This window comes from Pantoea conspicua, assembly GCF_002095315.1.
GTDB lineage: Bacteria > Pseudomonadota > Gammaproteobacteria > Enterobacterales > Enterobacteriaceae > Pantoea > Pantoea conspicua.
This window is the reverse complement of sequence record NZ_MLFN01000032.1, coordinates 1-26,422: the sequence shown is the minus strand read 5'-3', so window position 1 is coordinate 26,422 and position 26,422 is coordinate 1. Positions and strand designations below refer to the sequence as shown.

25 protein-coding genes, 1 tRNA gene and 1 pseudogene are annotated in these 26,422 nt (G+C 55.6%); 13 read left to right on the top strand and 14 right to left on the bottom strand.

All coding sequences use genetic code 11. From position 1 onward, the window contains the following. Nucleotides 1-19 precede the first annotated feature (19 nt). On the bottom strand, nucleotides 20-679 hold the full coding sequence (gene ccmB, locus HA41_RS12230; protein WP_094121020.1) for a heme exporter protein CcmB: 660 nt from the start codon (nucleotides 677-679) through the stop codon (nucleotides 20-22). Next, nucleotides 679-1,296: a cytochrome c biogenesis heme-transporting ATPase CcmA gene (gene ccmA / locus HA41_RS12225; RefSeq protein WP_094121019.1), complete on the bottom strand. Its 618-nt coding sequence runs from the start codon at nucleotides 1,294-1,296 to the stop codon at nucleotides 679-681. Before ccmA ends, ccmB begins: the two co-directional genes overlap by 1 nt. 242 nt (nucleotides 1,297-1,538) lie before the next feature. Between ccmA and HA41_RS12220 the strand changes: the two genes are divergently transcribed. The 3 genes from HA41_RS12220 (at nucleotide 1,539) to HA41_RS21005 (ending at nucleotide 3,026) form a co-directional block, all read left to right on the top strand. Beyond that, nucleotides 1,539-2,468: a formate/nitrite transporter family protein gene (locus tag HA41_RS12220; protein WP_094121018.1), complete on the top strand. Its 930-nt coding sequence runs from the start codon at nucleotides 1,539-1,541 to the stop codon at nucleotides 2,466-2,468. A 75-nt stretch (nucleotides 2,469-2,543) separates the two neighbouring features. After that, nucleotides 2,544-2,618, top strand: a tRNA-Arg gene (locus HA41_RS12215). A gap of 246 nt (nucleotides 2,619-2,864) precedes the next feature. Beyond that, nucleotides 2,865-3,026 carry a hypothetical protein gene (locus HA41_RS21005; protein WP_158086622.1) on the top strand — a complete coding sequence of 54 codons (162 nt, stop codon included), beginning with the start codon at nucleotides 2,865-2,867 and terminating at the stop codon, nucleotides 3,024-3,026. Nucleotides 3,027-3,212: 186 nt separating this feature from the next. Here HA41_RS21005 and HA41_RS12210 read toward each other — a convergent pair. Further along, a pseudogene (locus HA41_RS12210) lies at nucleotides 3,213-4,096 on the bottom strand (AraC family transcriptional regulator). A gap of 179 nt (nucleotides 4,097-4,275) precedes the next feature. Between HA41_RS12210 and HA41_RS12205 the strand changes: the two are divergent. Further along, nucleotides 4,276-5,175 carry a DMT family transporter gene (locus HA41_RS12205; protein WP_094121017.1) on the top strand — a complete coding sequence of 300 codons (900 nt, stop codon included), beginning with the start codon at nucleotides 4,276-4,278 and terminating at the stop codon, nucleotides 5,173-5,175. A 36-nt stretch (nucleotides 5,176-5,211) separates the two neighbouring features. Here HA41_RS12205 and HA41_RS12200 read toward each other — a convergent pair whose 3' ends face one another. Then, nucleotides 5,212-5,448 carry a hypothetical protein gene (locus tag HA41_RS12200; protein WP_031375888.1) on the bottom strand — a complete coding sequence of 79 codons (237 nt, stop codon included), beginning with the start codon at nucleotides 5,446-5,448 and terminating at the stop codon, nucleotides 5,212-5,214. Nucleotides 5,449-5,712: 264 nt separating this feature from the next. On the opposite strand from HA41_RS12200, the gene HA41_RS12195 reads away from it, so the two are divergent. Next, nucleotides 5,713-6,933 (top strand): L-lactate MFS transporter, encoded by a 1,221-nt coding sequence (locus HA41_RS12195; RefSeq protein ID WP_094121016.1) that lies wholly within the window; start codon nucleotides 5,713-5,715, stop codon nucleotides 6,931-6,933. Nucleotides 6,934-6,967: 34 nt separating this feature from the next. Here HA41_RS12195 and HA41_RS12190 read toward each other — a convergent pair whose 3' ends face one another. From HA41_RS12190 to HA41_RS12170, 5 genes are all read right to left on the bottom strand, one after another. Beyond that, nucleotides 6,968-7,819 carry an SMP-30/gluconolactonase/LRE family protein gene (locus tag HA41_RS12190; RefSeq protein WP_094121015.1) on the bottom strand — a complete coding sequence of 284 codons (852 nt, stop codon included), beginning with the start codon at nucleotides 7,817-7,819 and terminating at the stop codon, nucleotides 6,968-6,970. A gap of 525 nt (nucleotides 7,820-8,344) precedes the next feature. Then, on the bottom strand, nucleotides 8,345-8,626 hold the full coding sequence (locus tag HA41_RS12185) for a lipoprotein (RefSeq protein WP_094121014.1): 282 nt from the start codon (nucleotides 8,624-8,626) through the stop codon (nucleotides 8,345-8,347). A 254-nt stretch (nucleotides 8,627-8,880) separates the two neighbouring features. Next, nucleotides 8,881-9,684, bottom strand: coding sequence for a hypothetical protein (locus HA41_RS12180; RefSeq protein ID WP_094121013.1), 804 nt, complete (start codon nucleotides 9,682-9,684; stop codon nucleotides 8,881-8,883). 9 nt (nucleotides 9,685-9,693) lie between these two features. Next, nucleotides 9,694-10,146 carry a universal stress protein gene (locus HA41_RS12175; protein ID WP_094121012.1) on the bottom strand — a complete coding sequence of 151 codons (453 nt, stop codon included), beginning with the start codon at nucleotides 10,144-10,146 and terminating at the stop codon, nucleotides 9,694-9,696. Nucleotides 10,147-10,153: 7 nt separating this feature from the next. Beyond that, entirely contained in the window at nucleotides 10,154-10,939 is a 786-nt protein-coding gene (locus HA41_RS12170) for an IclR family transcriptional regulator (RefSeq protein WP_094121011.1), read from the bottom strand. 152 nt (nucleotides 10,940-11,091) lie between these two features. Here HA41_RS12170 and HA41_RS12165 point away from each other — a divergent pair, with 152 nt between their 5' ends. The 3 genes from HA41_RS12165 to ypdK all read left to right on the top strand — a co-directional run bounded on the left by HA41_RS12165 (nucleotide 11,092) and on the right by ypdK (nucleotide 13,998). Then, on the top strand, nucleotides 11,092-12,690 hold the full coding sequence (locus HA41_RS12165) for an MFS transporter (RefSeq protein ID WP_094121010.1): 1,599 nt from the start codon (nucleotides 11,092-11,094) through the stop codon (nucleotides 12,688-12,690). A 2-nt stretch (nucleotides 12,691-12,692) separates the two neighbouring features. Beyond that, nucleotides 12,693-13,721 (top strand): HlyD family secretion protein, encoded by a 1,029-nt coding sequence (locus HA41_RS12160; protein WP_094121009.1) that lies wholly within the window; start codon nucleotides 12,693-12,695, stop codon nucleotides 13,719-13,721. 202 nt (nucleotides 13,722-13,923) lie between these two features. Further along, nucleotides 13,924-13,998, top strand: coding sequence for a membrane protein YpdK (gene ypdK, locus HA41_RS20735; protein WP_099257831.1), 75 nt, complete (start codon nucleotides 13,924-13,926; stop codon nucleotides 13,996-13,998). Nucleotides 13,999-14,049: 51 nt separating this feature from the next. Here the strand turns inward: ypdK and alaC are convergent, their stop codons facing one another. Further along, entirely contained in the window at nucleotides 14,050-15,285 is a 1,236-nt protein-coding gene (gene alaC / locus HA41_RS12155) for an alanine transaminase (RefSeq protein WP_094121008.1), read from the bottom strand. Nucleotides 15,286-15,402: 117 nt separating this feature from the next. After that, nucleotides 15,403-15,927 (bottom strand): GNAT family N-acetyltransferase, encoded by a 525-nt coding sequence (locus tag HA41_RS12150; RefSeq protein WP_094121007.1) that lies wholly within the window; start codon nucleotides 15,925-15,927, stop codon nucleotides 15,403-15,405. 278 nt (nucleotides 15,928-16,205) lie between these two features. Between HA41_RS12150 and HA41_RS12140 the strand changes: the two genes are divergently transcribed. Both HA41_RS12140 and HA41_RS12135 read left to right on the top strand, forming a co-directional pair. Next, nucleotides 16,206-17,876, top strand: a complete 1,671-nt coding sequence (locus tag HA41_RS12140) for a sensor histidine kinase (RefSeq protein WP_094121005.1) — start codon at nucleotides 16,206-16,208, stop codon at nucleotides 17,874-17,876. Continuing rightward, complete coding sequence (locus HA41_RS12135) at nucleotides 17,873-18,601, top strand: LytR/AlgR family response regulator transcription factor (RefSeq protein ID WP_094121004.1); 729 nt, start codon at nucleotides 17,873-17,875, stop codon at nucleotides 18,599-18,601. Before HA41_RS12140 ends, HA41_RS12135 begins: the two co-directional genes overlap by 4 nt. 77 nt (nucleotides 18,602-18,678) lie before the next feature. Here HA41_RS12135 and glk read toward each other — a convergent pair whose 3' ends face one another. Then, entirely contained in the window at nucleotides 18,679-19,644 is a 966-nt protein-coding gene (glk, locus tag HA41_RS12130; RefSeq protein WP_094121003.1) for a glucokinase, read from the bottom strand. A 160-nt stretch (nucleotides 19,645-19,804) separates the two neighbouring features. Next, nucleotides 19,805-21,457 (bottom strand): indolepyruvate decarboxylase, encoded by a 1,653-nt coding sequence (gene ipdC, locus HA41_RS12125; protein WP_094121002.1) that lies wholly within the window; start codon nucleotides 21,455-21,457, stop codon nucleotides 19,805-19,807. A 219-nt stretch (nucleotides 21,458-21,676) separates the two neighbouring features. Between ipdC and mgrA the strand changes: the two genes are divergently transcribed. Continuing rightward, nucleotides 21,677-22,666 carry an L-glyceraldehyde 3-phosphate reductase gene (mgrA, locus tag HA41_RS12120; RefSeq protein ID WP_094121001.1) on the top strand — a complete coding sequence of 330 codons (990 nt, stop codon included), beginning with the start codon at nucleotides 21,677-21,679 and terminating at the stop codon, nucleotides 22,664-22,666. 169 nt (nucleotides 22,667-22,835) lie between these two features. Further along, nucleotides 22,836-23,216: a DUF2502 domain-containing protein gene (locus tag HA41_RS12115; protein WP_094121000.1), complete on the top strand. Its 381-nt coding sequence runs from the start codon at nucleotides 22,836-22,838 to the stop codon at nucleotides 23,214-23,216. 46 nt (nucleotides 23,217-23,262) lie between these two features. Here HA41_RS12115 and HA41_RS12110 read toward each other — a convergent pair whose 3' ends face one another. Then, a complete protein-coding gene (locus tag HA41_RS12110) occupies nucleotides 23,263-24,504 on the bottom strand; it encodes an Nramp family divalent metal transporter (RefSeq protein ID WP_089561698.1) in 1,242 nt (413 codons plus the stop codon). Nucleotides 24,505-24,874: 370 nt separating this feature from the next. Here HA41_RS12110 and HA41_RS12105 point away from each other — a divergent pair, with 370 nt between their 5' ends. Next, nucleotides 24,875-26,065 (top strand): NupC/NupG family nucleoside CNT transporter, encoded by a 1,191-nt coding sequence (locus tag HA41_RS12105; RefSeq protein ID WP_094120999.1) that lies wholly within the window; start codon nucleotides 24,875-24,877, stop codon nucleotides 26,063-26,065. Nucleotides 26,066-26,422 lie beyond the last annotated feature (357 nt).

The window sequence follows — 26,422 nt, the reverse complement described above, 5'->3', positions numbered from 1 at the left end:
CTGCGCCGCGGTGGCGAACTCATTGCAGCGTGATCCGAAGCGCCGCCGCGGTCGCAAACGGAGAGAGCGTCGCGCTGACCAGCAGCATCGCCCCGAGAATGGCCAGATAGCCATCAATGGGTAAACCCTGGCCAGCAGCATCGATGGCCGCACTGGCGAAAATCAGCACCGGGATGGCCAGCGGCAGCACCAGCAGGCTCAGCAGCACGCCGCCGCGCCGTAAGCCTACCGTTAACCCAACGCCGATAGCGCCGAGAAAGCTCAGGGTCGGCGTGCCGATCAGCAGCGTTAACGCCATCGCCCACCAGCCGTTAAAATCGAGCGATAACAGCAGTGCCGCCAGCGGCGACAGGACAATCAGCGGTAATCCGGTTACCAGCCAGTGCGCAATCACTTTGCCGATCACCGTGACCGGCAGCGGCGTCGGCAGCAGCAGCAGTTGCTCAAGTGAGCCGTCGATAAAGTCATCGCGAAATAGTCGCTCAAGCGCCAGCAGCGAGGCCAGCAGCGCGGCAACCCAGGCAACTCCGGGCGCAATGCGCGCCAGCTGTTGCGGATCGGGTCCGATACCCAGCGGAAACAGGGTGATGACGATCAGGAAAAACCACAGTGGGTTAACCACATCTGCCCCGCCGCGAAAGGCGATGCGCAATTCACGCTGAATAAGACGAAACAGCATCAGATTGACTCCGCCGCACTGAGGCGAATTTTACGCACGCGCCCTGCAGGGTCGGGCAGATCCTGATGGGTCGTCAGTATCACCGCTCCGCCATTATCGGCATGCTGAGCAAATTTCATCATTAATTTTTCGATACCCGCTTTGTCGATGGCGGTCAGCGGCTCATCCAGAACCCATAAGGTGGCGCGACTGAGCCATAAACGTGCCAGCGCGACCCGACGCTGCTGACCGGCAGAGAGTTGTGCCACCGGCACCTCTTCGTAACCGAGCAGATCCACACTTTCCAGCGCGGCAAAAATCTGCGCATCTTCGCAGTCGCGGTGATAAAAACGCAGGTTTTCCAGCGGGGAGAGCACCGCCTTCACGCCGGGATGGTGCCCCAGGTAAAGCAGTGACGTGTGCCATTGCTCACGCTGCTGCGCGATTGGGCGATGGTGCCAGTGTATTTCGCCCTGCTCTGGCCGGCTTAATCCCGCCACTAAACGCAACAGCGATGTCTTACCGGCACCATTTGGCCCTTCAATCTGCACAATGTCGCCAGCATCAACGCTGAACGACAGCTGATGAAACAGCGTTCTTTCATCGCGTACACAAGTGAGCGTAATGATTTCCAACATGAAGGGGGGATCGCACCAGCTAAAAGAAGGCCAGGATAATACCACAATGTTGCTGTGCGCCGAAGTCTGCAGCACCGTTCAGCGCGGCCGTCAGGAGGCGATAAGTGCGGTGTGGCACACAGGTCGCTTAAAAATGCAGCCACGAAAAAGGTTGTTACTCTTATTCATATCCGCCGTTACATTATCGGCAAATAAAAAGCAGCTACGCTTATTACGCCACAGCACTATCACCAGGAGAAAATATGAAGCCTTCATCAGATGACCAACAGGGACACAATGACGTTGAAAGCGATGAAAAGGACGAGGGGACCGAAATAGAAGTCGATGAGGAGGCGCTACCTTCGCGTGCAGCAGCAATACATGAAGAGATTCGTCAGGATGGGGAGAAAGAGCTGGAACGCGACGGTATGGCTCTGCTCTGGTCAGCCATTGCAGCCGGCTTATCGATGGGCGCGTCACTGATGGCGAAAGGGATATTCCAGGTCAATCTTGAGGGCGTGCCAGGCGCCTTTTTACTGGAAAATCTCGGCTACACCTTTGGATTTGTGATTGTCATTATGGCGCGCCAGCAGCTGTTTACCGAGAACACCGTCACCGCGGTATTACCGGTGATGCACAAGCCGACCTGGATCAATGTCGGTCTGCTGCTGCGTTTATGGGGCTTTGTGCTGCTGGGCAATCTGATCGGCACCGCGCTGGCGGCGCTGGCCTTTACTGAGATGCCAATCTTTGATGATGCGACCCGTCAGGCGTTTACTGACATCAGCATGAAAGTGATGGAAAACACGCCGGGCGAGATGTTTGCCAATGCGGTAATCTCCGGCTGGATTATCGCCACCATGGTCTGGATGTTCCCCTCTGCTGGCGGGGCTAAACTGGTGGTGATTGTGATGATGACCTGGCTGGTGGCGCTGGGCGATCTGGCGCACATCGTCGTGGGTTCGGTCGAGGTGCTTTACCTGGTCTTTAATGGCAGCATTCCGTGGCACCAGTTCCTCTGGCCCTTCGCCCTGCCGACGCTGCTAGGTAACATTACCGGCGGTACCCTGATTTTTGCCCTGATCAGCCATGCGCAGATCCGCAATGACATGAGCGAGGCGGCGGTTGCCAAAGCCAAAGCCGACCAGAAAAAGCAGGAAAAACGCCGCGAGCGTGAAGAGCATAAAGGTTAAGTTGCTGTCGGAATGAGCAAACGCACGGCGTCGTAGTGAAATTCTGCGCCTATCTGCGCTATACTGCGCGCCGTCGTCCTCTTAGTTAAATGGATATAACGAGCCCCTCCTAAGGGCTAGTTGCAGGTTCGATTCCTGCAGGGGACACCAGCACGCCCTTTTATTCCCTCACTGAACGCCAATAAAAAAGCCCATAAACGCCCTTCTGTTGCGCACAGCCCGGTAAATTTTCCAGCCACAGCGATATCTCCTCTTACTTTCACAGACTGACGAGCCCGGGCACACATTAGAGATGCCATAATAGTTGGCGTATCGTAATGACTTCCACCGGCAGCAACAGTATCAAACCGTAGCAGTCTGCCGTTCACTCAACCGATCAAAACGAGGACCCCAGGCGTGAAAAAGAAAATTACTCTGCCCCAGTTTGGTCAGCAGGCTGATGCAGAGGTATTCGGCAATAAAATTACGGTGCGCTATGAAGGGAATGAATCGTTTCCCAGAGGCCTCAAACTCAATGAACAGTATTATGTGGTGATTGATGGTGTGGAAAAACCATGATGCTGGTTCGCAAACCGATGGGCTCCTGGCAGTTTACTATTCAGTGACGGCCTGCCCGGTAAAACGACCTCGCTCCGGCGAGGTTTTTTATTGTCTGACAACCTTCAGACGCCGCACCCCTGACGCTGAGAACGATACAAGGTTATCGCAGCTTGCAGTTAACCGTTTCTTCTGCGGTAAATGCCGCTATTCAATCCGCGATGGGCGCTTCGCCTGACGAAAAGCTGATGGCGTCACGCCGTGTACCTGACGGAAACGGTGGCTGAAGTGGCTGGAAGAGTGAAAACCGCAGTGCAGAGCAATCTCGGTCAGCGTCAGGGACGGCTGCGCCAGTAATAACTGCGCTCGCAGCATACGGCGACGCATGACGAACTGGTGCGGCGCTTCGCCCACGGTGTGACGAAACATGCGGGCAAAATGAAACTCACTCAGTGCCGCTTCGCACGCCAGATCGGCCAGCGTTAACGGCTGATCAAGATGCGCATCGATAAAATCGAGCACCCGTCGCAATACCACGGGTGCCAGACCGCCGCGCACCTGAGGGAGCTGCCACTGTACTTCGCTATATTGCTGCAACAGATGGGTCAGCAATAAGGTGGATGCGCTGCTGAGCGTCAGCTGGCTGGCAGGCTGTTGCCAGTCGCAGCTCAGCAAAAAGTGGCGATAGAGCTGGGTAATCCGCGGGTCGGCTGAGAAGATCTTTTCATGCAGATTTAACTGTGCCGGACTGCGATCCCAGACCTGTTCAGCCAGATGCCGCAGTTGCGCTTCGCTGCAATAAAGATGCACAAAGGCCAAATCGGCACGCAGATCCCACGTCGATTCAATGCCCGCGGGCATCAGACAGAAACGATCCGGCGCCCCGCCATTACGCCAGCGTGGGCAGTTTTATGCCAGGTATCGTAGCCACCTTCGATATAGAGACTCAGCGTGTGGTGATCGCTGAGCGTTGTCACGCGATCGCCACTGTTGAACCAGGCCGCCAGTTGCAGACCGCTGTGCAGCTGCACCCTATCGCGTAGTTGCGCTTTGTGGCGTTGCAGGGTTTCAAACGTCTGGTAAGTGCGCATCATAAGGTCAGCGTCAGTGAAACAGAGAGCCAGTTTACGGCTCCGACGGCAGAGAGAACAGGCTACATCGCAACGGGTACTCAAAAATGCGCAAGATTTTGCAAATCTCCCGCAGCCCGATGCAAGACGCGACAGCGTACTGGCTGCACACTGGCAACTTTAGGGTAAGGAACGCGACCATGAACCTGTTTTTGTATCTCTCTGTTGTTCTGATCTGGGGCACCACCTGGATTGCCATCTATGCGCAACAATCGGCAGGTATTACCGCCGTGACCGTGGCCGTCTTCTGGCGCTTTTTACTGGCCTCACTGGTGATGCTGTTGCTGCTTAAAGCGCTGAAACGGCTGCATCACTTAACTCTGCAGGATCATCTGTTTTGCCTGCTGCAGGGTGGCTGCGTGTTTGGCTTTAACTTTGTCTGCTTCTACTACGCTTCCGGTTACATCAGCAGCGGCCTGGAGTCGGTGATTTTTTCGATGGCGGTGATGTATAACGCTATCAACAGCTGGATTTTTTTCGGCCAGCGTCCTTCTCCACGTCTGATTCCGGCGATAGTGCTGGGTATGGCGGGTATTGTGGCGCTGTTCTGGCACGACCTGCGTTATACGGAGGCGTCCAGTGAATTATTGTGGGGAATCGGGCTAAGCGCGCTCGGCACGCTGGGCTTTTCGTTCGGTAATATGATTAGCCAGCGCCATCAACGGCGGCAACGCGATGTCCTGACTACTAACAGCTACGGTATGTTATATGGCGCGCTGCTGATGGCGGGGGTTTCGCTGCTGCAGGGCGTTTCGCTTCAGCCGACCTGGAATGGACAATGGCTGGCTGCGCTGTGCTATCTGGCCATCGCTGGTTCGGTACTGGGCTTTTGGGCTTATTTTACGCTGGTGGGTCGCATCGGATCGAGCCGCGCCGCCTACACAACGGTACTGTTTCCGCTGGTTGCGCTGGCGTTATCTACCCGCTATGAAGGCTACGAGTGGCATGTCAGCGCCATCCCTGGCCTTGTCATGATTTTGCTGGGCAATCTGGTGATGTTTGCCCGCTGGCCGGCAAGCCGTCGCCGCGCTATCGCCTGACGTGGAGGCGGGTTGCGGCCCGCGTCCGGATGAGCATCATGCCCATTGCTGCTGTTGAATAAGTTTTTGTGGTTGATTAATTGCCTTACGGGCAATCCAGTAGAGCAGAACACGCTCATCGTCGCTATCACGATCGGCCATCGACAATAATTTAAGCGCTAACGTCGATTTGGTCACAGGCTGTTGTTCCGCACTCAATTCAATCACTGCCTGACCGATGATGCAGCACACCTCATCCTCACTGGTAATGGATTCATATGTCCGGTCTTTCATATTTCCTCCTGATAAGTGAACCCTTAGCCTGGCAAAAAATCTGCAAAGCTGCTGACAAAATGGCCTGCCTGAAACATTATCTTACGGCTAATTACGCTTAATCATTAAGCTGCCGCTTTGGTTACTTACTCCCGCTGCCGTTCATACCCGGTTAGTGGCATTTCATGCCGTGCCCGCTTCCGTTCATGCCGTTATTCCCTGTGCGCGCGTAAGGCTGCTCTATTCTGAGCCTAATTTCAGCATTCCCGGACGGGAGAGAAAATCATGAACCAGGCTCAACAGGCGACTCATCAGCGTACCCGCTGGCTCACACTGATCGGAACGGTCATTACCCAGTTCGCGCTGGGATCGGTTTACACATGGAGTTTATTCAATGGTCAGCTTTCGCAGAAACTGGATGCGTCAATCAGCCAGGTCGCCTTCTCGTTTGGCCTGTTGAGTTTAGGTCTGGCCATCGCCTCGTCGCTGGCGGGAAAACTACAGGAACGTTTTGGCGTTCGCCGCGTAACTATCGGCGCAGGCGTGCTGATGGCCTCAGGCTTCTGGCTGACCGCCCATGCCGATAACCTGATGATGCTCTATCTCAGCGCCGGCCTGTTGGTGGGTCTGGCAGATGGTGCCGGATACCTGATGACGCTCTCAAACTGTGTGAAGTGGTTCCCGGAACGTAAAGGGATGATTTCTGCCTGTGCGATTGGGGCTTACGGTCTTGGTAGCCTTGGCTTTAAATTTATCTGCGGCGCACTGCTTAGTCGGTTTGGTCTGGAACAGACTTTTATCATCTGGGGTCTGCTGGCGATGTCGATGATCGTAGCGGGGGCACTGCTGATGCGTGATGCGCCACTGCAAAGCGGGGCCAGCACCAGCCAGCAACAGTCGCGCGATTATACGCTGGCGCAATCAGTACGTCTGCCACAATACTGGATGCTGGCGCTGATGTTCCTGACGGCCTGCATGAGCGGTTTATATGTGATTGGTGTCGCCAAGGATATCGGCGAAGGACTGGTGCATCTCTCCACGCAGACTGCTGCTAACGCGGTGACGGTCATCGCCATTGCTAACCTCAGCGGCCGCCTGGTGCTGGGTGTGCTCTCGGATAAGATGATGCGTATTCGGGTGATTTCGCTGGCGCAGGTGGTTTCACTGGCGGGAATGAGTGTGCTGCTGTTTACCCATATGAATGAAACCACTTTCTTCCTGTCGTTAGCCTGCATCGCCTTCAGCTTCGGCGGTACCATCACCGTGTTCCCCTCGCTGGTCAGTGACTTTTTCGGCCTTAACAACCTGACTAAAAATTACGGTCTGCTCTATCTCGGCTTTGGTATTGGTAGCGTGATGGGTTCACTGGTCGCTTCCTTGTTTGGCGGCTTTACCGTCACTTTCAGTCTGATTATGACCCTGCTGGTGATCTCCCTGTTGCTGTCACTGACCATCCGTTTGCCGCATCAGCCGGTGGCCGGTAAGCCGGTGTTGCAACGCCATTAATCTTTACGGGCCGCGATAATGCGGCCCTGACTGCTCAGCCGCGGAAACGCGGCTCTGCTATACCCGCCACGTCGACCTTAACCGCAAGAATATCTCCGGACTCAGGGTAGCGCGCCAGCTCTTCATCGCTGCGATCTTCGCGCGAGCTGGTGATAAACAGCGTTTTCAAATCGGCCCCGCCAAAGGCCACCATGGTAGGCCATTTCACCGGCAGCAGGATCTCATCGACAATCTCGCTGCTCTGCGGATCGATCCGCACGACGCGCCCGCCATCAAACTGCGCTGACCAGTAATATCCTTCACTGTCCACCGCCGCGCCATCCGGTAATCCACCGGCAGGGTCAAAACGACGGAAAACGCTGCGTTCACCCGGTTCGCCCTGGCTGTCTAACGGATAGCGATAGAGCACTTCGTTGGGCGTGTCGCTGTGGTACATCCAGCGACGATCGGGAGAGAACGCCACGCCGTTGGAGATTTTGATATCCCGCGCTTTAACGTCCAGCTTCAGCTCAGGCGTGACCCGACATAACAGACCGCCATTTTTGTCCTGCGGCTCCCACAGGCTGCCACACCAGAAGTTTCCCCAGGGATCGACACGGCCATCATTAAAACGGCTGCGTACGGCTTCACCCGGATTGTCCGCCACCTTTTTTTCCGGTTTGCCCTGCGCGTCCAGCAACCAGACGCCGCTCCGCAAGGCAGCAATCAGCCCGCCCTGCTCGCGTAAGCCAATACATCCCACCTCTTCCGGCTGAGGAAAGGTTTGCAGTTCGCCGCTGGCCGGATCAAAACGGTGAATCGCCGGTGCCAGAATATCGACGCACCACAGCACCTGCTCCGCGGTTGACCAGAGCGGACATTCGCCCAGCTCAGCCTGCAACGTCAGTACATTTTTTTACCTCATACGCCATGTTTCTCTCCTGGTGAAAAGTCCTGCTAATAATGTAGCTATAATTCATTTTAAATGAGAATTATTTTCGCTTGCTTTTAAGACTATTCTCGCTGAGAATAATCGCTATTCAGCCCTTTCTTATTTCCTTTGTTCTCCTCGCCATAAAATTCAGCAAAATGAAATATCCGGCAATATCTTCTTAAATAACTCTACAAAGCCTGCATCTTCACTCCACTTTTCAGGCGTAATGTCGTCGTTAGTGGAAAAGAGGAGAGCTTTCCTATGACAAAATTAATTAAAGTCGCTTCGGTGGTTGCGCTGATAACATTATTAAGCGGTTGTATTATCGGACCACGGCACGACAATGGCTGGCACCGCGGAGGGGGTGGTGGCTATCATGGAGGCTATCACGGGGGGTATCATGGCGGACATCATCACCGCTAACGGGCAAAGACGTCACACAGCATAATATAAAAAATAGAAAGAGTAAGGGCGGGATAATTATCCCGCCCCTTTTATTTAACTTTTAATCGCATAATTACACTGGAACCAGGCTTTCTTCAGTCCTGGAATATGACTGTCCTCAACCGGCAACGCCTCTACTTTGTCGAATCCTTTCTTACTGCAGTAATTAGCCAGATCAGTATCCAGCGCATCACGATTGACTTTTACCGGATCAAATCGGTACTGGACGGTATTTGAGCTGGGGTCTTCATCGATACGTTCAAATGCCCCGGGTTTGCTGGCAGTACAACCGCTCAACAAAAGTAGCGCCAGCGCGCCAATAAACTGTTTTTTCATTTATTTATCCTCACATTGCTGCGCAGTGTATGACGCAGCACGCCGCGCATCCATAGGATTAATGCGCGAAAATCCAAAACTTAACAAGTTTTCACCGATTAATACAATACGATTAAACGGCTATCACTATCGGAAAGGGTATGACAAGATGCTTTCAGACAAAACGAAGACTGCACCACACCAGGTAATAGCCAGAACAATAAAATGATCCTGACCTTTCGGCCCGCGCTAAGCGGGCTTTTTTATGTCCGTCGCTAACCGGAAACAGCAATCATTCTACGTAACAGGTTAGCCGCGCGCTTGTCAGGTAATGCGAGAATAGCGCTGTAGAGATCGATTGACATGGCGCACATCGACGAACGATCCACGGCGGTGTCTGCTGGCATGTTTAGCTGTTGCAGCTTATCGCCCCAGCGCGGGTAAAGCTCTGCAACCACCTGTTTCAGATCGCGCTGCGCCAGTGTGCTGTCCATTGGCTGCTGCGGATGCGTGCTGTTGAGTAACAACTGCTCCATCGCCTCTGCCTCTTTCTGGTTAAGCGAAGGCGTGAGCGTTTTCACTAAATTGACGCCGCCACTGACCTGCGGATAGAGAAAACGGAAGCACAGACCGGGGTCCCGGGCATTGAGCGCCTGCATCTCCTCCACCGACACGCGAATGTAGTTCACCACCGCCGCATCCGTTCCCCGCATCAGCCGCTGATTCACCACGTTAATAAGCCAGCCACGCAATTCACCGGTGGCCTGTTCAACCGGTTCACCGGCGCGGACCCGACGCGTCAGTTCCTGAGTCAGCAGCTGCCACAGCGCCGGTTCCTGAGTCTGCAACACCCGATAACCGGGCGTCTGTACCAGATAACCGATCGCCTGCTCACGCTGTCGGGCCTGCTCCTGCTGCGGCACGACCCAGCTAAACCACAGCAGATTAGCCACGATCAGCGGCAGCAGAAAAATCATCAGCCCCTGCCACAAGCGCAATCGGGTGGTTTTAATCAGCACAATAATAATCAGCGCCAGCAGCGCAAAGGCTGCCAGCGTAATAACAGACAGAGAGGTCATGCTACGGCATTAATCCTTACGTACATCAACCAGCACCGGACAGTGAGCACGCTCAATCACCGAAGCGCTGACCGATCCTTTTAACAGTCGGTTAAAAGAAGAGAGATGACGGCGGCCCATGATAATCATGCTGGCCTTGAGCTGAAGCGATTGCGCAATGATCGTATCCGCCGCTTCACCGGCCAGGATCATACCGCGCGCATTGATGCCGGCCCGCAGTAGCGGTGCCAGCGCGTGGCGCACCACCAGTTCGGCGGTATTCTGCTCATCCTGCGCCGCAACAAAATCGGCCGGATCTTCACCGGCATCAATTTCCATCGGTTGATTACAGGAGGAGTAAGCGGGATCAACGCAGCACAGCACCACCACTTCCGCGCGGTGTGCCAGTGCTTCTTCAATCGTCAGGGCAACCACTTTTTCCGTAACCGGCGAATGATCAATGGCCATTAATAAGGTTTTCATCAAATGCTTATCCTTCTGCAGCGGCGATTTTGCCGATTTCACGCACCAGCGCCTCTTTGCACTTCAGCATTTCATCACGATAACGTTCTTCGTTTCGGTGAAAGCGTGCCGAGGGCACCAGTAAAGAGACCGAGAAGCGGCCAAACAGGGTATCGAGAGCAAACGCCATGGTTGAGATGCCTTCCAGCGTTTCCCCGCGATCCACCGCGATGCCGGTTTCCCGAACTTCATTGATCAATTGCAGCAGCTGCGGCAGGGTTTTCACTGTCATCTCGGTTAGCTCCCGCCAGGCTTCGCCAACAATCACCCGGACATCTTTGTCACACTCCAGTGCCAGCAACGCCCGTCCACCGGAGGTGCTGTAAAGCGGCAGATTGAGGCCCATATGCGGGACCACCCGCAGTTCGCGAGAGGCGACCACACAGTGAACGATAGCCAGCTGGGTGCCGCTGGCGCGCGCCAGCGAGACGGTTTCATTGGTGTCGGCAGAGAGCTTTTCCAGCAGCGGCCGGACCAAATCCACCACATCGGTATGCACGCTGGAGATCAGCTTCAGCAATGCCGGTCCCAGCCGCAGTCCGCCCGCACCGCTGCTGCGGACCAGTTCTGCACTGTCGAGCGCGGCAACAATCCGCTGCACGGTAGAGCGTGGCAGATCGACCGCCTGGGCAATCTCGCCCAGGCTCATGCCGCCTGGCTGCTCGCCCAGCGCATTCAGAATTTTTGCCGCACGGGCGATGACCTGAATACCGCCCGTTTTTTCATCCTCACGGCTGGAGGGTTGATGTGCCATAGCGTCGTCCTTTTTAAGCTGTCTTACTGTAGCGCGATCGCCGCACTTTTTACAGCCTGTACCACATTGCAATACACCATACCGGGATGTAATATTGCAGCCTGTATCACATCGCAATACACTGCATCAAAAAAATAACGAGACGACCTGCTATGAATGCTAAGCCAGCCACCGTGCCGGCACCTCACCCCTTTACGCTGCGTCTGGCGCTGGGATTAGTCGGCGTATTGATTGCCGCACTGACTTCCGGGCTGAACGATCGCGTCAGCGATCTTGCGCTGGCTGACATCCGCGCCGCGATGGGCATTAGCTACGATCAGGGTAGCTGGATTATCTCTGGTTATCAGGCGGCGGAAGTGGCGGCGATGATGATCGCGCCGTGGTTTGCCGTCACGCTATCACTACGGCGCTTTACGCTTGGCGTTTCAGCGGGCTTTATGCTGACCGGGATACTGCTGCCGCTGATGCCAGATCCGACACTGTTTATCGGTCTGCGGGTGCTGCAGGGTCTGTTTGGCGGTGCCCTGCCGCCCATGCTGATGACCGTCGCCCTGCGCTTTTTACCGCCGCCGTTTAAGCTGTTTGGCCTTGCCGGCTATGCCCTGACCGCCACCTTTGGTCCGAACATGGCCGCCTCACTGGCGTCACTGTGGACCGATCACGTCAGCTGGATGATGGTGTTCTGGCAGATTGTGCCCGGTATGCTGATCGCCATGCTGCTGACAGGGTGGGGGCTGCCGCAGGACCCGCTGCGCGCCGAACGCTTTCAGCAGATCGATCTGTTTGGCATGGTCACCGGCTGCAGCGCTATCGCGCTGCTGATTCTGGTGCTGACCCAGGGCGAACGCCTCGACTGGCTTAATTCGCCGCTGATTGCCGGGATGCTACTGGCCGCTCTGCCGCTGCTGCTGGTGTTCCTGATCAACGAGTGGTTTCATCCGCTGCCGCTGTTTAAGTTGCAGATGCTGAAACGCCATAATCTGACGCACGGATTACTGGCGCTGGCCTGCGTCCTGACGCTTTCACTGTCAGGCTCGGCGCTGCCTTCCGCCTACTTTGCTCAGGTTGAGGGCTTCCGAACCCTGCAGTTTGCGCCGCTGGCGCTGACGGTTGGCCTGCCGCAGCTGCTGATCGCGCCGCTGATCGCGGCGTTGCTGAACATCCGCTGGATCGACTGCCGCTGGATGCTGGCGGCCGGTGCTGGCCTGCTGGTGACATCCTGTTTACTGGGGATGCAGCTTACCAGCGACTGGGCGCGGCAAAACTTCTGGCTGCTGCAGATTTTGCAGGCGTTTGGACAGCCGATGGTGATCTTACCGATTCTGATGAGCGCCACCAGCGTGGTCGCGCCGCCAGAAGGCCCGTTCGCCTCGGCGATGTTTAACACCGTGCGTGGCTTCTCCAGCATTGCCGCCTCGACGCTGGTTGAGGTGTTTCTCAGCCACCGCGAGCAGTTTCACTCCAGCATTTTAATTAATCAGGCGGCCAGTCGTCCGTGGCTGATGACCGCGTCCGGCAGCAGCGAGGCCAGCAGCAGTCAGCCGTTGTTGCCGGATGGCAGCATCAGCGCCAGTGAAAATATCAGCGGTTTCGCCACGCTGGTGAAACATCAGGCGACGGTACTGAGCCTGAGTGACAGCTGGCTGATGCTGACCGGCTTTGCTGCATGCCTGCTTTTACTGACGGCCATCCTGCCTGAACGCGTCTGGCCGCCCCAGACGCTGATCCAACCCCCATCCCGGAATAACTGAATATGCGTAGTTTAATAATGAGAAAAACGGTGCTGCTGAGTCTGCTACTGCTGGTGTTACTGGCAATCGCGTGGGCCATCTGGACGTTGATGACCCGTCACGATCACCGTACCGACGATGCGTACGTCAACGCCGATTACACGCTGGTGGCACCGAAGGTGTCAGGCTATATCAACGCGGTGCGGGTGCAGGATAATCAGCAGGTTAAAGCGGGTGAGCTGCTGGCCACGCTCGACGATCGTGACTATCGCGTGGCGCTGGAGAGCGCCAGAGCCGACCTGCAGGTTAGCGAGGCGAAACTGCTGAGTAGTCAGGCGCAACTGGAGCAGCAGCAGTCAGTGATTGAGCAACAAAAAGCCAGCGTGGCCGCCAGCCAGGCTTCAGCGCAATACGCTGGCCAGAGTGCCGATCGCTACAATCGCCTGTATAAAAGCGGCACCGTTGCCGCTGACGATCAGCAGAAAGCCAGCTCTACCCAGCGCTCGGCGCTGGCTGCCGTTCGCCAGAGTCAGGCCGCGCTGGCCTCTGCCGTTAAACAGGTCGGCGTATTGCAGGCGGCAGTGCGCTCGGCGGAAGCTGATGTGGCAGCGGCGAAGGCCAGTGTCGATCAGGCCGTGCTGAATCTCTCCTACACCCGGATCGTGGCACCGGTGGCGGGTATGGTGGGTCAGCGTTCGGTGCGCACCGGCGCCTACGTTTCAGCCGGGACGCGTCTGCTGGCCGTGGTGCCGCTGCAGCAGACCTATATCACCGCCAACTTTCTTGAGACGCAGCTAAGCGACGTGCGACCAGGACAGCGGGTGCGTATCCATATCGACGCCTTACCCGGTGAGACCTTTACCGGTCACGTGGATAGCATCGCCCCCGCTACCGGCGCAACTTTTTCGGCGATCGCCCCCGATAACGCGACAGGCAACTACACTAAAGTCGTTCAGCGTCTGCCGGTGAAAATTGTGCTGGAAAGTAATCAACCTCATCTGGCGCAATTGCGTGTAGGCATGTCGGCGATCCCGGAAATCGAAGTGCAGTAAATTTGTGAGGAATATCTCAGAACGGACCTATTTCATTTAGGCGGGATTACGCGTAAATTAGCGCCCGATCCTGTTCTGAATTATTCAGTTCGACCCGGAAAAAAGCAGACCGTTATTCCCGGCGGCGATCTTTTTTCCACATCTGTTCGCGTTGCACTGGCCTGGGATCGCCATCATCGTAACCGCTCAGAGGAGTTGCTTTGTGAAATATGCCTTGATGGGAATATCTTTTTTCGCGTTACTTTGGTTCGGAACCTTTGTTCTGCTGCTGAAGTAATGGCGTGACAGTGCCGCCAGGGGGCGACAGATTTGTCGCCCCAGTTGGCTGTCAAATCTCTTCTTCCAGACTTTTTACGCTGCCCGGCAACACGCCATCGGCACGGAACATCGCTTTAATCCCCCGCACCGCCTGACGAATCCGATCGCTGTTTTCAATCAGCGCAAACCGTACATGCGTATCTCCGTAGTCACCAAAACCGATGCCCGGCGAGACGCACACTTTGGCTTCCTGCAGCATATGTTTGGCAAACTCCAGCGAGCCCAGATGGGCGTAATGGTCAGGGATTTTCGCCCAGACGTACATTGACGCTTTGGGATTGTCGACCATCCAGCCCGCTTCATGCAGCCCTTTGACCAGCACATTACGGCGGCGTTTATACTGCTCAGCGATATCGCGTACGCACTGCTGATCGCCTTCCAGTGCGGCAATCGCCGCCACCTGCAGTGGGGTAAACGTGCCGTAGTCGTGGTAACTCTTGATACGGGCCAGCGCAGCGACCAGTTCTTTATTACCCACCATAAAGCCAATGCGCCAGCCCGCCATGTTGTAGCTTTTTGACAGGGTAAAAAATTCAACGGCGACATCACGCGCACCGGGCACCTGCATAATCGACGGCGCTTTCCAGCCATCGTAAACGATGTCGGCATAGGCCAGATCGTGGATGACCAGCACGTTGTACTGTTTCGCCAGCGCAATGACGCGCTCAAAGAAGTCCAGCTCGACGCACTGCGCGGTCGGGTTAGAGGGGAAGCCGAGGATCATCATTTTCGGCTTGGGATAACTTTCGCGGATGGCGCGTTCCAGCTCATTGAAGAAGTCGACACCCGCCACCAGCGGTACCGAACGGACTTGCGCGCCGGCAATCACGGCGCCGTAAATGTGGATCGGGTAGCTGGGATTCGGCACCAGCACGGTATCACCGTGATCCAGCGTCGCCAGCATCAGGTGCGCCAGCCCCTCTTTCGAGCCGATGGTGACAATGGCCTCTGATTCCGGATCGATCTCCACCTGGTAACGCTCGGCGTACCAGCGTGAAATCGCCCGGCGCAGGCGAGGAATGCCGCGCGAAGTCGAATAACCGTGGGTATCGTCACGCTGTGCGACCTGGCACAACTTCTCAACGATGTGCGGTGGCGTCGCCCCATCCGGATTGCCCATTGAAAAGTCGATGATATCTTCGCCACGCCGACGCGCAGCCATCTTCAGTTCAGCGGTGATGTTGAAAACGTAAGGGGGAAGACGTTCGATACGTGAGAAACGACGGGGTGTGCTGTTATCAGCCATGATGTCCTCTGGAGTACGTTAGCGCCCGGACCGTCCGAGCGACGCTGGCCACTGCGGTGACCTCTCAAGAACATAACGTGGCAATAACAACTTTGTCGAGGGCGGCGGAAAATATTTTTATTGTTGCGGATTCAGCCGTCCCAGCAGCCAATCGTTTACCCAGCAGCCGTTCAGCAGATAATTATCCCGTAGCGTCCCTTCGAGCTGAAAGCCATTTTTTTCCAGAATACGCCGTGACGCCTGATTGCCTTCAATCACCATCGCTTTGAGCTTATGGAAATCGGCCTCAAATAAAAACTGGCACAGCGCCGCCAGCGCCTCGCTGCCAAAACCCTGGCCGCAGTGGCGATGAAGCAGCATGTACCCCACCTCCGCCTGACGATACGGCTCCCACTCCGGGCTGCAGCCAAACAGGCCAATCGGCTCCCCGCTGTCATTGCGGCGGGCCACCAGACAGAGCATGTGAAAACTACTGGCCTGCCAGGGGGCCAGCCGCTGGTTAAAGCGCTGCCGGATGTCCGCTTCGTCAGGAATTTCGCTGACCCAGGTCATGGTGTCACGGTCCTGATGGACGGCGCGAAACAGTTGCCAGTCCTCTGGCTGGAGTTTACTCAGGGTTAATCTGGCGGTGACTAATTGCATTTTCTGCTCCCGATGGGCGCGATCTGTCGACAGTCTCTGGCTCGCTTCATCGCGCAACATAACAAAACGCCCTGGCCACGACCAGTCCGGACAGACGGAAAAAGGGTTCCCCTTTGTAGCACTCAGGCTTTCCGCTTTTTGCGATTGGCTTGCCAGAGTTGATCTGAGACATCATCAGGCATGGCGGTGAGCCGGGATGCTGGCGCATCACGATCACATTTTTTATCATAGGCCCACTTTCCTTTTCCGATGAGTCGCCTGTGTCCTCCCATTTTACGATGTTACTGGCCGTATTTGACCGCGCTGCACTGATGCTGATCTGCCTTTTCTTCCTGACGCGCACCCGTCTGTTTCGCCAGCTGCTGCAAAAAGATGAACACACCGGCTATGAAAAGGCGGTTGTCACTGCCATCTTTTCGCTGTTTGCGTTATTCAGCACCTGGTCCGGGGTTGACGTCGATGGCTCGCTGCTGAATGTGCGGGTGATCGCCGTGATGGCGGGCGGCATTCTGTTTGGGCCGTGGGTCGGCATCGCGACCGGTGTGATTGCCGGTCTGCACCGCTTTTTAATTGATATCCACGGCGTGACCTCCGTGCCCTGTCTGATCACCAGCATCATCGCCGGTTTTGTGGCGGGCGGCATTAACCGGCGGGTCGTGAAAGAGCAGCGCTGGCGGGTCGGTATCCTCGGCGGGATGCTGTGCGAGAGCCTGACTATGCTGCTGATTATCCTCTGGGCGCGCCCGACCTCACTCGGGCTGGCCATCGTGTCGGAAATTGCGCTGCCCATGATTCTCGGTGCTTCCAGCATTGGCCTGATTGTGCTGCTGGTGCAGAGCGTTGAAGGCGAAAAAGAGGCCATCGCTGCCCGCCAGGCCAAGCTGGCGCTGGAGATCGCCAATAAAACCCTGCCGTTGTTCCGCCAGGTGAACAGCGAGTCGCTGCGCAATATCTGTGACATTATCCGCAGCGAGATCAAAGCTGACGCGGTGGCGATGACCAACAAAAAGCAGATTCTGGCCTATGTTGGCTACGGTGAGCAGAACTATCAGCAGGGTGATGACGACATCAGCCCGACCACCGCTCAGGCGATTTCAAGCGGTAAAATCATTATCAGAAACAATGACGAAGCGCACCGCACCAAAGATATTCACTCAATGATCGTCATTCCGCTGTGGGAAAAAGGGAAAGTGACCGGCACGCTGAAAATTTATTACCGTCGGGCCCACCGCATAACCGGTTCGCTGAAAGAGATGGCGATTGGGCTTTCACAGATTATCTCAACCCAGCTTGAAGTTTCACGCGCTGAGCAGCTGCGTGAGATGGCCAATAAAGCGGAACTGCGCGCGCTGCAAAGTAAAATAAATCCTCATTTTCTGTTTAATGCCCTGAACGCCATCTCCTCTTCCATCCGCCTCAATCCCGATACCGCCCGCCAGCTGGTGATCAATCTGTCACGCTACCTGCGCTATAACCTCGAACTGAATGACGATGAGCTGATCGATATCCGTAAGGAGCTGTGGCAGGTGAAGGATTATATCGCCATTGAACAGGCACGCTTTGGTGACAAACTGACGATGATTTATGACGTTGATGAAGATCTGCATTTCCTGCTGCCGAGCCTGCTGATTCAGCCACTGGTGGAGAACGCCATCGTCCACGGCATTCAGCCCTGTAAAGGCAAAGGCGTGGTGACGCTGAGCGTTCGGGATCTGGGCGATCGGGTGCGGATCGCGGTACGCGATACCGGCCAGGGTATCAGCGATGAGGTGATGGCACGTGTGGCCCGTCATGAGATGCCCGGCAATAAAATCGGCCTGCTGAATGTCCATCATCGGGTCAAACTGTTATCGGGTCAGGGATTGTCAATCGTGCGGCATCAGCCCGGTACCGAGATCGCCTTTATGCTGAGTAAAAATGGCCAGCGACTGGCGGAGAACCTGATATGAAAGCGATCATTGTTGAAGACGAATTTTTAGCCCAGCAGGAGCTGAGCTGGATGATCCAGCAGCACAGCAATATTCAGATTGAAGCCTGCTTTGATGACGGTCTCGACGTGCTGAAATATCTGCAGCAGCATCGGGTCGACGTGATTTTTCTCGACATCAATATTCCGTCGCTGGATGGAATGCTGCTGGCGAAGAATATCAGTCAGTTTGCCCACAAGCCGTTGATTGTGTTCATTACTGCGTGGAAAGAACATGCGGTCGAGGCATTTGAGCTGGAAGCGTTCGACTACATTCTCAAGCCTTATCATGAGTCACGCATCGTCACCATGCTTAATAAACTTGAAGCTGCCGGGCAGACTCAGCAGGCGGTGAGCAATCCCGCCGTTGCTGCGGTGCCGCAGACGGTGAATCTGCTGAAAGACGAACGCATCATCGTTACTGACGTCAACGATATTTACTACGTAGAGGCGCATGAGAAGCTGACGTTTGTTTATACCCGGCGGGAAGCCTACGTGATGTCGATGAATATTACGGAGTTCTGTTCACGCTTGCCAGAGCAGCAGTTTTTCCGCTGCCACCGCTCGTACTGTGTCAATCTGAGTAAAATTCGAGAAATCGAGCCGTGGTTTAACAACACCTATTTGCTGAAGTTGCGCGATCTTGAGTTTCAGGTGCCGGTCAGCCGCAGCAAAGTAAAGCTGTTTCGTCAGCTGATGCGGTTGTAACAGGGGAATGGCGTGAGCGCGCTTTCCGACCCGGCGGACAACCGGATCGGAAAGCGGTAATGCAGACTAACGGCGGATCAGAGTTCGCGGCCCAGCGTCTGACGCAGGTGCGCACCGGCACCCAGCAGGCCGGGCTGATCGTGGGTAATCATGTAAACCGGGATGCTGGCAACGTAGTCACGGAAACGGCCTTTGTCTTCAAAAGCCGCCCGGAAACCTGACGCTTTAAAGAACTCAAGGAAGCGCGGCACGATACCGCCGGCGATATACACGCCGCCAAAGGTGCCGAGGTTTAGCGCCAGGTTGCCGCCGAAGCGTCCCATGATGACGCAGAACAGCGAAAGCGCGCGACGGCAGTCGATGCAGCTATCATTCAGCGCACGTTCACTGACATCTTTCGGCTTCAGGTTTTCCGGTACGCGATTGTCGACTTTAACGATAGCGCGATAGAGATTAACCAGACCGGCACCCGAGAGCACGCGTTCCGCCGAAACATGGCCCAGTTCTTCACGCAGCACTTCCAGGATCTGATCTTCTTCTTCGCTGTTGGCGGCGAAATCGACATGACCGCCCTCGCCCGGCAGGCTCACCCAGCGCTTGTCGACATGGACCAGGTGGCTGACGCCGAGGCCAGTACCGGCGCCATAAATCGCGATAGGCTTATCTTTTACCGGCTCGCCACCACCGAACTGAATCACGTTATCGGCAGTCAGCATCGGGATCGCCATTGATACCGCAGTGAAGTCGTTAATGATTTCCAGGTGTTCAAAACCGATGTTCTCTTTCAGCTGGCGCGTCGAAAATGCCCAGTCGTGGTTGGTCATTTCAACCCAGTCATCGGTAATCGGGCAGGCGATGGCAATACAGCCATCTTTAATATCCTGCTGTTGTTCATCAAGATAATGGCGGATGACGGCTTCGAGGCTGTCGTACTCTGATGTTGAGAATGTTTTGGCCTGGGAGATGCTGCCGCTTTCCACCTCACACAGGGCGAGACGGGCGTTGGTGCCGCCGACATCGCCGACCAAGGCATAGGTTGTCATTCTTCTGTTGCTCCGCTTGGGGTCTTAAAGAGTTGGAGGACACTATAAAATCCTGCCCATAAAACAACAACGCTCACCGGTGCAATTGGTGAGCGTCTTACTCAGGTGCGCTACAGCCTAACCGCGATGGCCTGACCTGCACAGCGGCAACTATCTGAATCTATCCGCCATTACGTTGATTCAGGCAAGCGGTAACTTTTCTCAGCAGCGGTGGCAAATCCTCTTTCTGCATCACCACTTCAACCAGCGTAAGAAAGCGTGGTCGTGCCAGCCGCGCCATCACCTCCTGTAACTGGACCGTTTCACTGATCCGCCAGCTCTGCACCTGGCCGTGCAGGCTAAGGGCTTGCGGCAGCGCCGTCCAGTTCCACTGGGCGATATCATTGTAACGTTGTGTTGCGCCATGAATAGCTCGCTCAACGGTATACCCTTCATTATTCAGCAGAAAAATGATCGGATGCTGCTGGTCGCGCAGCATTGAGCCTAATTCCTGAATGGTAAGCTGGGCCGAACCGTCGCCGATAATCAGGATCACCCGACGATCGGGATCGGCGGTCTGCGCGCCAAACGCTGCCGGTAGAGTATAGCCGATTGATCCCCATAATGGCTGAACCAGTAACTGTGCCTGCGCTGGCAAGCGCAACGCGGCGGCACCAAACGCCGCGGTGCCCTGCTCAGCCAGAATCACATCACCCGGCTGCAGAAAATCCTGCATCGCCTGCCAGAAAGCCTGCTGGCTGATGATTGCCGCCTCCTCAACCGGCGCGGCGGCGGGCGCTTCCGGTCCGGTCTGCCACTGCTGACCATAACGTGCGAACAGGCCATTAAGTTCGCTGAGCGCGTCGGCCATTGATAGCGGTGAAAACGTTTTCCCGCCGACGCTGGCACTGTGCGGTTGCAGATCGATCAGTTTCTCAGCGGCAAACTGCTGGGTAAAGCCAGCGGTAATGGTGTCGGTAAAGCGCACGCCGACACAGATCGTCACATCAACCTGCTCAATCTGTTGCCGGACCTGACCGGCGCTGCCCTCACCCGCGTAGGTGCCGACAAAGCCTGGCTGCTGCTCATCCAGCACGCCTTTTCCCATCAGTAAACTGGCGCAGGGAATCGCTCGCTGCTGTCGCAGTGCGGCCAGCGCTGACTGCTGCTGCCAGCGTAACGCCAGAAAGTCCGCCAGTAACGAAACCCGCTGTGCCGATGCCAGCAACGGCTCTGCGGCCTGCCGGAAGGCGTCCCGCGCCGCGTCTGATGAGTCGTTAGCTAGGTTCAATGGCTGCACCGGCGGCTCAGCCTCGCAGGCGGCCACATCCACCGCCAGCGACAGATAGCCGGGCTGGCGCATCTGAAGCGCGCTGACAATCACCCGATCGATCTCTGTCGTGGCATTTTCCGCCGTTAACAGGGCAGTCGCGGCACTTACCTCTTCCGCCATCCGGATAAAATGACGAAAGTCACCATCACCCAGTGAATGATGCACACAGTCGCCCTGCTGCTGGGCGTGGCTGGCTGGTGCGCCAACAATGTGGATCACCGGCAGATGTTCGGCGTAACTGCCGGCAATGCCGTTGATAGCACTCAGTTCACCGACGCCAAACGTCGTCAGCAGTGCCGCTGCGCCGCGACAGCGGGCATAACCGTCTGCGGCATAGGCGGCGTTGAGTTCATTGGCACACCCTACCCAGTGGATAACCGGGTGATCGATGACCCGATCCAGAAATTGCAGATTGTAGTCACCCGGTACGCCGAACAGATGCTGCACGCCAATCTCCTGCAGACGAGCCAGCAGGTAGTCACCAACAGTAAAAACGGACATAGCGCATTCCTTTTAAGGGAGAGTCCGGTTAAGTATCTGACAAGCTGCAAAATTGGCGAGTAAAGTGGCGATGAGACCAGCCACAACGCCTGGCAAGCCGCCGTTACGGCGGCGGATTACGCTGTAATTATGCGATCTGCGGCCCGTTGTCACTGAGTGTAACCGTATACACTGCTATCCTTTTGGCACAAATCCCCATTTTTGACCCAGGAGCGTTGAATGTCGTCTTTCCCCCGTCCCGACCGATATCAGCAGATGGAATACCGCCGTAGCGGCCGCAGTGGCATTAAACTTCCCGCTATCTCACTTGGGCTGTGGCATAACTTCGGCGACAGCACCCGGGTAGACAATAGCCGCACTTTGCTGCGTCATGCCTTTGACCACGGCATCACTCATTTCGACTTAGCCAATAACTACGGTCCACCGCCGGGCTCAGCGGAAGAGAATTTTGGCCGTATTCTGCGGGAAGATTTCCGGGCCCATCGCGACGAACTGATTATCTCGACCAAAGCGGGATATACCATGTGGGACGGTCCCTATGGTGACTGGGGATCGCGTAAATATCTGATTTCCAGCCTCGACCAGAGTCTGAAACGCATGGGGCTGGATTACGTCGATATTTTTTATCATCATCGCCCGGACCCGGAGACGCCGCTGGAAGAGACAATGCGCGCGCTGGATCAGGTGGTGCGGCAGGGTAAAGCGTTATACGCCGCCATTTCGAACTATCCGGCCGATCGCGCCGCAGAGGCGATTGCCATTCTGCGCGATCTCGGTACGCCATGCCTGATCCACCAGCCGCGCTATTCGATGTTCGAACGCACGCCGGAGCAGGGTCTGATCCAGACGCTGGGTGAAGCGGGCGTCGGCTGCATCGCGTTTTCACCACTGGCGGGCGGTGTGCTGACCGATCGCTACCTGCAGGGCATTCCCGAGGATTCGCGGGTGGCAAGCGGCAGTAAATTCCTCAGCGAGAATCAGCTGACCGATGAGAAGATGGAAAAAGTCCGCAAGCTGAACGAGATTGCCCTGCAGCGTGGTCAGAAGCTGGCACAGATGGCGCTGGCCTGGGTGTTGCGCGATGAGCGGGTAACTTCGGTGTTGATTGGGGCAAGTAAAACCGCCCAGATCGATGATGCGGTAACCATGCTCGCCAATCGTCAGTTTAATGAGGCGGAGTTAGCCGCGATTGAGTCCGCCCTGCTTTAATGTTACTTGCCCGGCGCAGGCCGGGCTTTTCTGCGCCAGAATTGTCTCAATCCCCCTTTTCTCCCCAATTTCCTCACAATCTTCCGACACAATGAAGCGGTAACAACAGCAATACGCAGGCATCATCGCTGCGCCGCAACAGCATCAGACTGTTGATGAGGAGATAAAAATGAAAAGAGCCCTTTTGTTTGCCGCCTTGCTAACAATGCTGTCACCGCTGGCAATGCACACGGCACAGGCTTCCAGTGCCTCTATTACTCTGGCCCCCGGCGTGACCTTGCACCTCGGCGATCGCGATCGCCGGGGTTACTACTGGGATGGCGGCCGCTGGCGTGAACCGCGCTGGTGGAACGACCGTTACTCATGGAATGACCGCCGCTGGTGGCGTCATGAGGAATGGCGTCGTCATCAGGAGTGGGAGCGTGAACGTCGCTGGCATCAGCGTGACCGGGATCGCCGCTGGGAACATCAGTATCGCCGCGACCATCACGACCGTCATGACCGTCACGATCACCATGGCCGCGACCATCATGGACACGATCACCATTAATGTAAAACGCCCGGCATAACCGGGCGTTTTTGTTTGCCTGACGCCGCTACAGCCCCAGTGCCTGTCCCACCAGCAGATAGATATTCAGCGTAATCACCAGCGCGACAATCACCCAGCCGGTCAGCTGCATCAGACGCGAGTTAACCATCTCATCGCCCATCAGTTCCCGGTTGCCGGTGAACGCCAGCAGCGGAATTAATGCCAGCGCAATACCAAAGCTGAGCAGCACCTGACTCATCACCAGAATGCGCGTGGGGTCCCAGCCCGCCCAGATGACAATAAAGGAGGGCAGCATGGTAACCGTACGGCGTACCCAGAGCGGAATATGGAAACGAATAAAGCCCTGCATCACCACCTGTCCCGCCAGCGTCCCCACCACCGTTGAGGATAAACCGGCGGCCACCAGACTCAGGCCAAACACGATTGCCGCGGCCTCACCCAGTAACGGTTGTAGCGTCAGATAAGCCTGGTCGAGCTCGGCGATCTTACTGTGACCGCTAAAGTGGAAAGCTGCCGCCGCCGTGGCCATCATCGCCAGGTTAACGAATCCGGCAATAGTCATGGCAATCGCCACATCCAGTTTGGTCGACGAGTAACGCTGCCCTTTGCTGTCACTGCTTTTCCCCTGCGTCAGCGCAGAGTGCAGATAGATGACGTGCGGCATGATAGTTGCGCCCAGCACGCCAGCCGCGAGGAACACCGCATCGGAGGTCGGTAACGACGGCAGCGCCATACCGATCACCAGTTCACTTACTTTAGGCTGTGAGAAGAACAGCTCAACGATATAGGCGGCGGCGACAAACAGCAGCAGCCCGCCAATCACTAATTCCAGCGGCTTCTGCCCGCGACTCTGCAACATCAGAATCAGGAAGGTGGCGATACCGGTCAGCACCGCGCCCTGCATTAATGAGATGCCCAGCAGCAGCTTGAATCCCAGAGCCGCGCCGATAAATTCCGCCAGATCGGTCGCCATGGCGATAATTTCTGCCTGCACCCAGTAGAACCACACCGCCGGCCGGGGAAAACGGTCACGAATATGTTCAGCAAGGTTTTTACCGGTGGCGATGCCCAGTTTGGCCGACATTAGCTGGATCAGCATCGCCATGATGTTGGCCCATACCACCACCCACAGCAATTTATAGCCGTACGCCGCGCCAGCCTGAATATTGGTCGCAAAGTTGCCCGGATCGATATAGCCGATAGCGGCAATAAACGCGGGTCCCAACAGTGCGAGTTTGACTTTTCTTACTCCGCGAGCGGCGCGCTCGGCGGTACGACTTTCAAACATATCCGGTACCCTGTCTGAACATTTGCCTACCCCGGCAAGCTTAGGAGGAAGCAAGAGCAAGTGAAATTCGGTTTTTGTTATTGATGAAATAGATGCTGCTATAAAGTATAGCCATTGCTATATCTTACAGTAAAGGAAGTGGGTGCTAAAAATGTGAGCAACGATGTCACAATACGCCCGGTGCAAAATATAGACAATAATTTTGTGGTTATCTACTGTGAAAATTTTGTAAACGAGACGTGATCGCTAAGAGTTTTCTGGAAGATAAGGTGATAGCGAATACTTATATTGTGGTACAGATCTCGTTTTTAAGTAACGCGTTACATAGAATACGCAGCAAAATACAACCCTCCTCAAATTTGGAGCAACCATGTCCCATGTTTTGCAGTTTTTTTTAGCACTGGTGGTGGTCGGTGTGCTGGCGTTACTGGTCAGCCACGATCGTAAAAGTATTCGCATTCGCTACATTATACAGCTTCTGGTGATTGAAATTGTGCTCGCCTGGTTCTTCCTGAACTCAGAAGCGGGACTGGGGTTCGTCAAAGGCTTCGCCGGTGTGTTCGACCATCTGCTGAAATATGCGGCGGAAGGAACCAACTTTGTCTTCGGTAATATGAATGATAAAGGCCTCGCCTTCTTCTTCCTCAACGTGCTGTGCCCGATCGTCTTTATCTCTGCGCTGATCGGTATCCTGCAGCACTTCCGCATCCTGCCGTGGGTGATCCGTGGCATCGGTACCGTGCTGTCGAAAGTCAACGGCATGGGCAAGCTGGAATCCTTTAACGCCGTGAGTTCTCTGATACTGGGACAGTCAGAAAACTTCATCGCCTATAAAGATATCCTGGGTCAGATGTCACAGCGCCGGATGTACACCATGGCGGCAACCGCGATGTCGACGGTCTCTATGTCGATAGTCGGCGCTTACATGACCATGCTGCAGCCCAAATATGTGGTCGCGGCGCTGGTGCTGAACATGTTCAGTACCTTTATCGTGCTGTCACTGATTAACCCTTACCGCGTCGACAGTGAAGAAGATCTGCAACTGCAGGATCTGCATAAAGGCCAGAGCTTCTTTGAAATGCTGGGCGAATACATTCTGGCCGGTTTCCGCGTTGCCATCATTGTGGCCGCGATGCTGATCGGTTTTATCGCGCTGATTTCGGGTCTGAATGCGCTGTTTGACGTAATCTTCGGTATCACCTTCCAGGGCGTGTTGGGCTATGTCTTCTATCCGTTTGCCTGGGTGATGGGCGTGCCGGCAGGTGAAGCATTGCAGGTTGGCAGTATTATGGCCACCAAGCTGGTATCAAATGAGTTCGTGGCGATGATGGATCTGCAGAAAATCGCCGGTCAGCTGTCACCGCACGCCGAAGGCATCCTGTCGGTGTTCCTGGTGTCGTTTGCTAACTTCTCCTCTATCGGCATCGTAGCGGGCGCGATCAAAGGCCTGAACGAAGAGCAAGGCAATGTGGTTTCCCGCTTTGGTCTGAAACTGCTGTACGGCTCAACGCTGGTCAGCGTGCTTTCTGCCGCGATCGCCGGTCTGGTGCTGGCATTCTGATATAAAAGGGCGAGCCGGTCTCGCCCTTCTCTTCTGCCCCTCCTGTCTGCTTCTCACTCTCCCCACGGTCTGCTTCTGTCGTCACAGCTTAGTCACGTGCTGGTGTCCGCCAGCCACGCCTGAATCGACACAGTAGCGTGCGGGTACACAGTATAAAGAAGTCGCAGCAGCGCACGGCTCTTGAGCGTAACAGGCACGGAATGATGAGAGTAGAGGGTCAGGTACAGGCTGATCGGATGATGAACGGCAGAGATAGCCTGTTAGCGCCGTTAAGCGAAAAATCAACTTCAGAAAGGATGTTGACAGCGACGTGTCAGAAGAAAATGGTGGAGATAAGCGGGATCGAACCGCTGACCT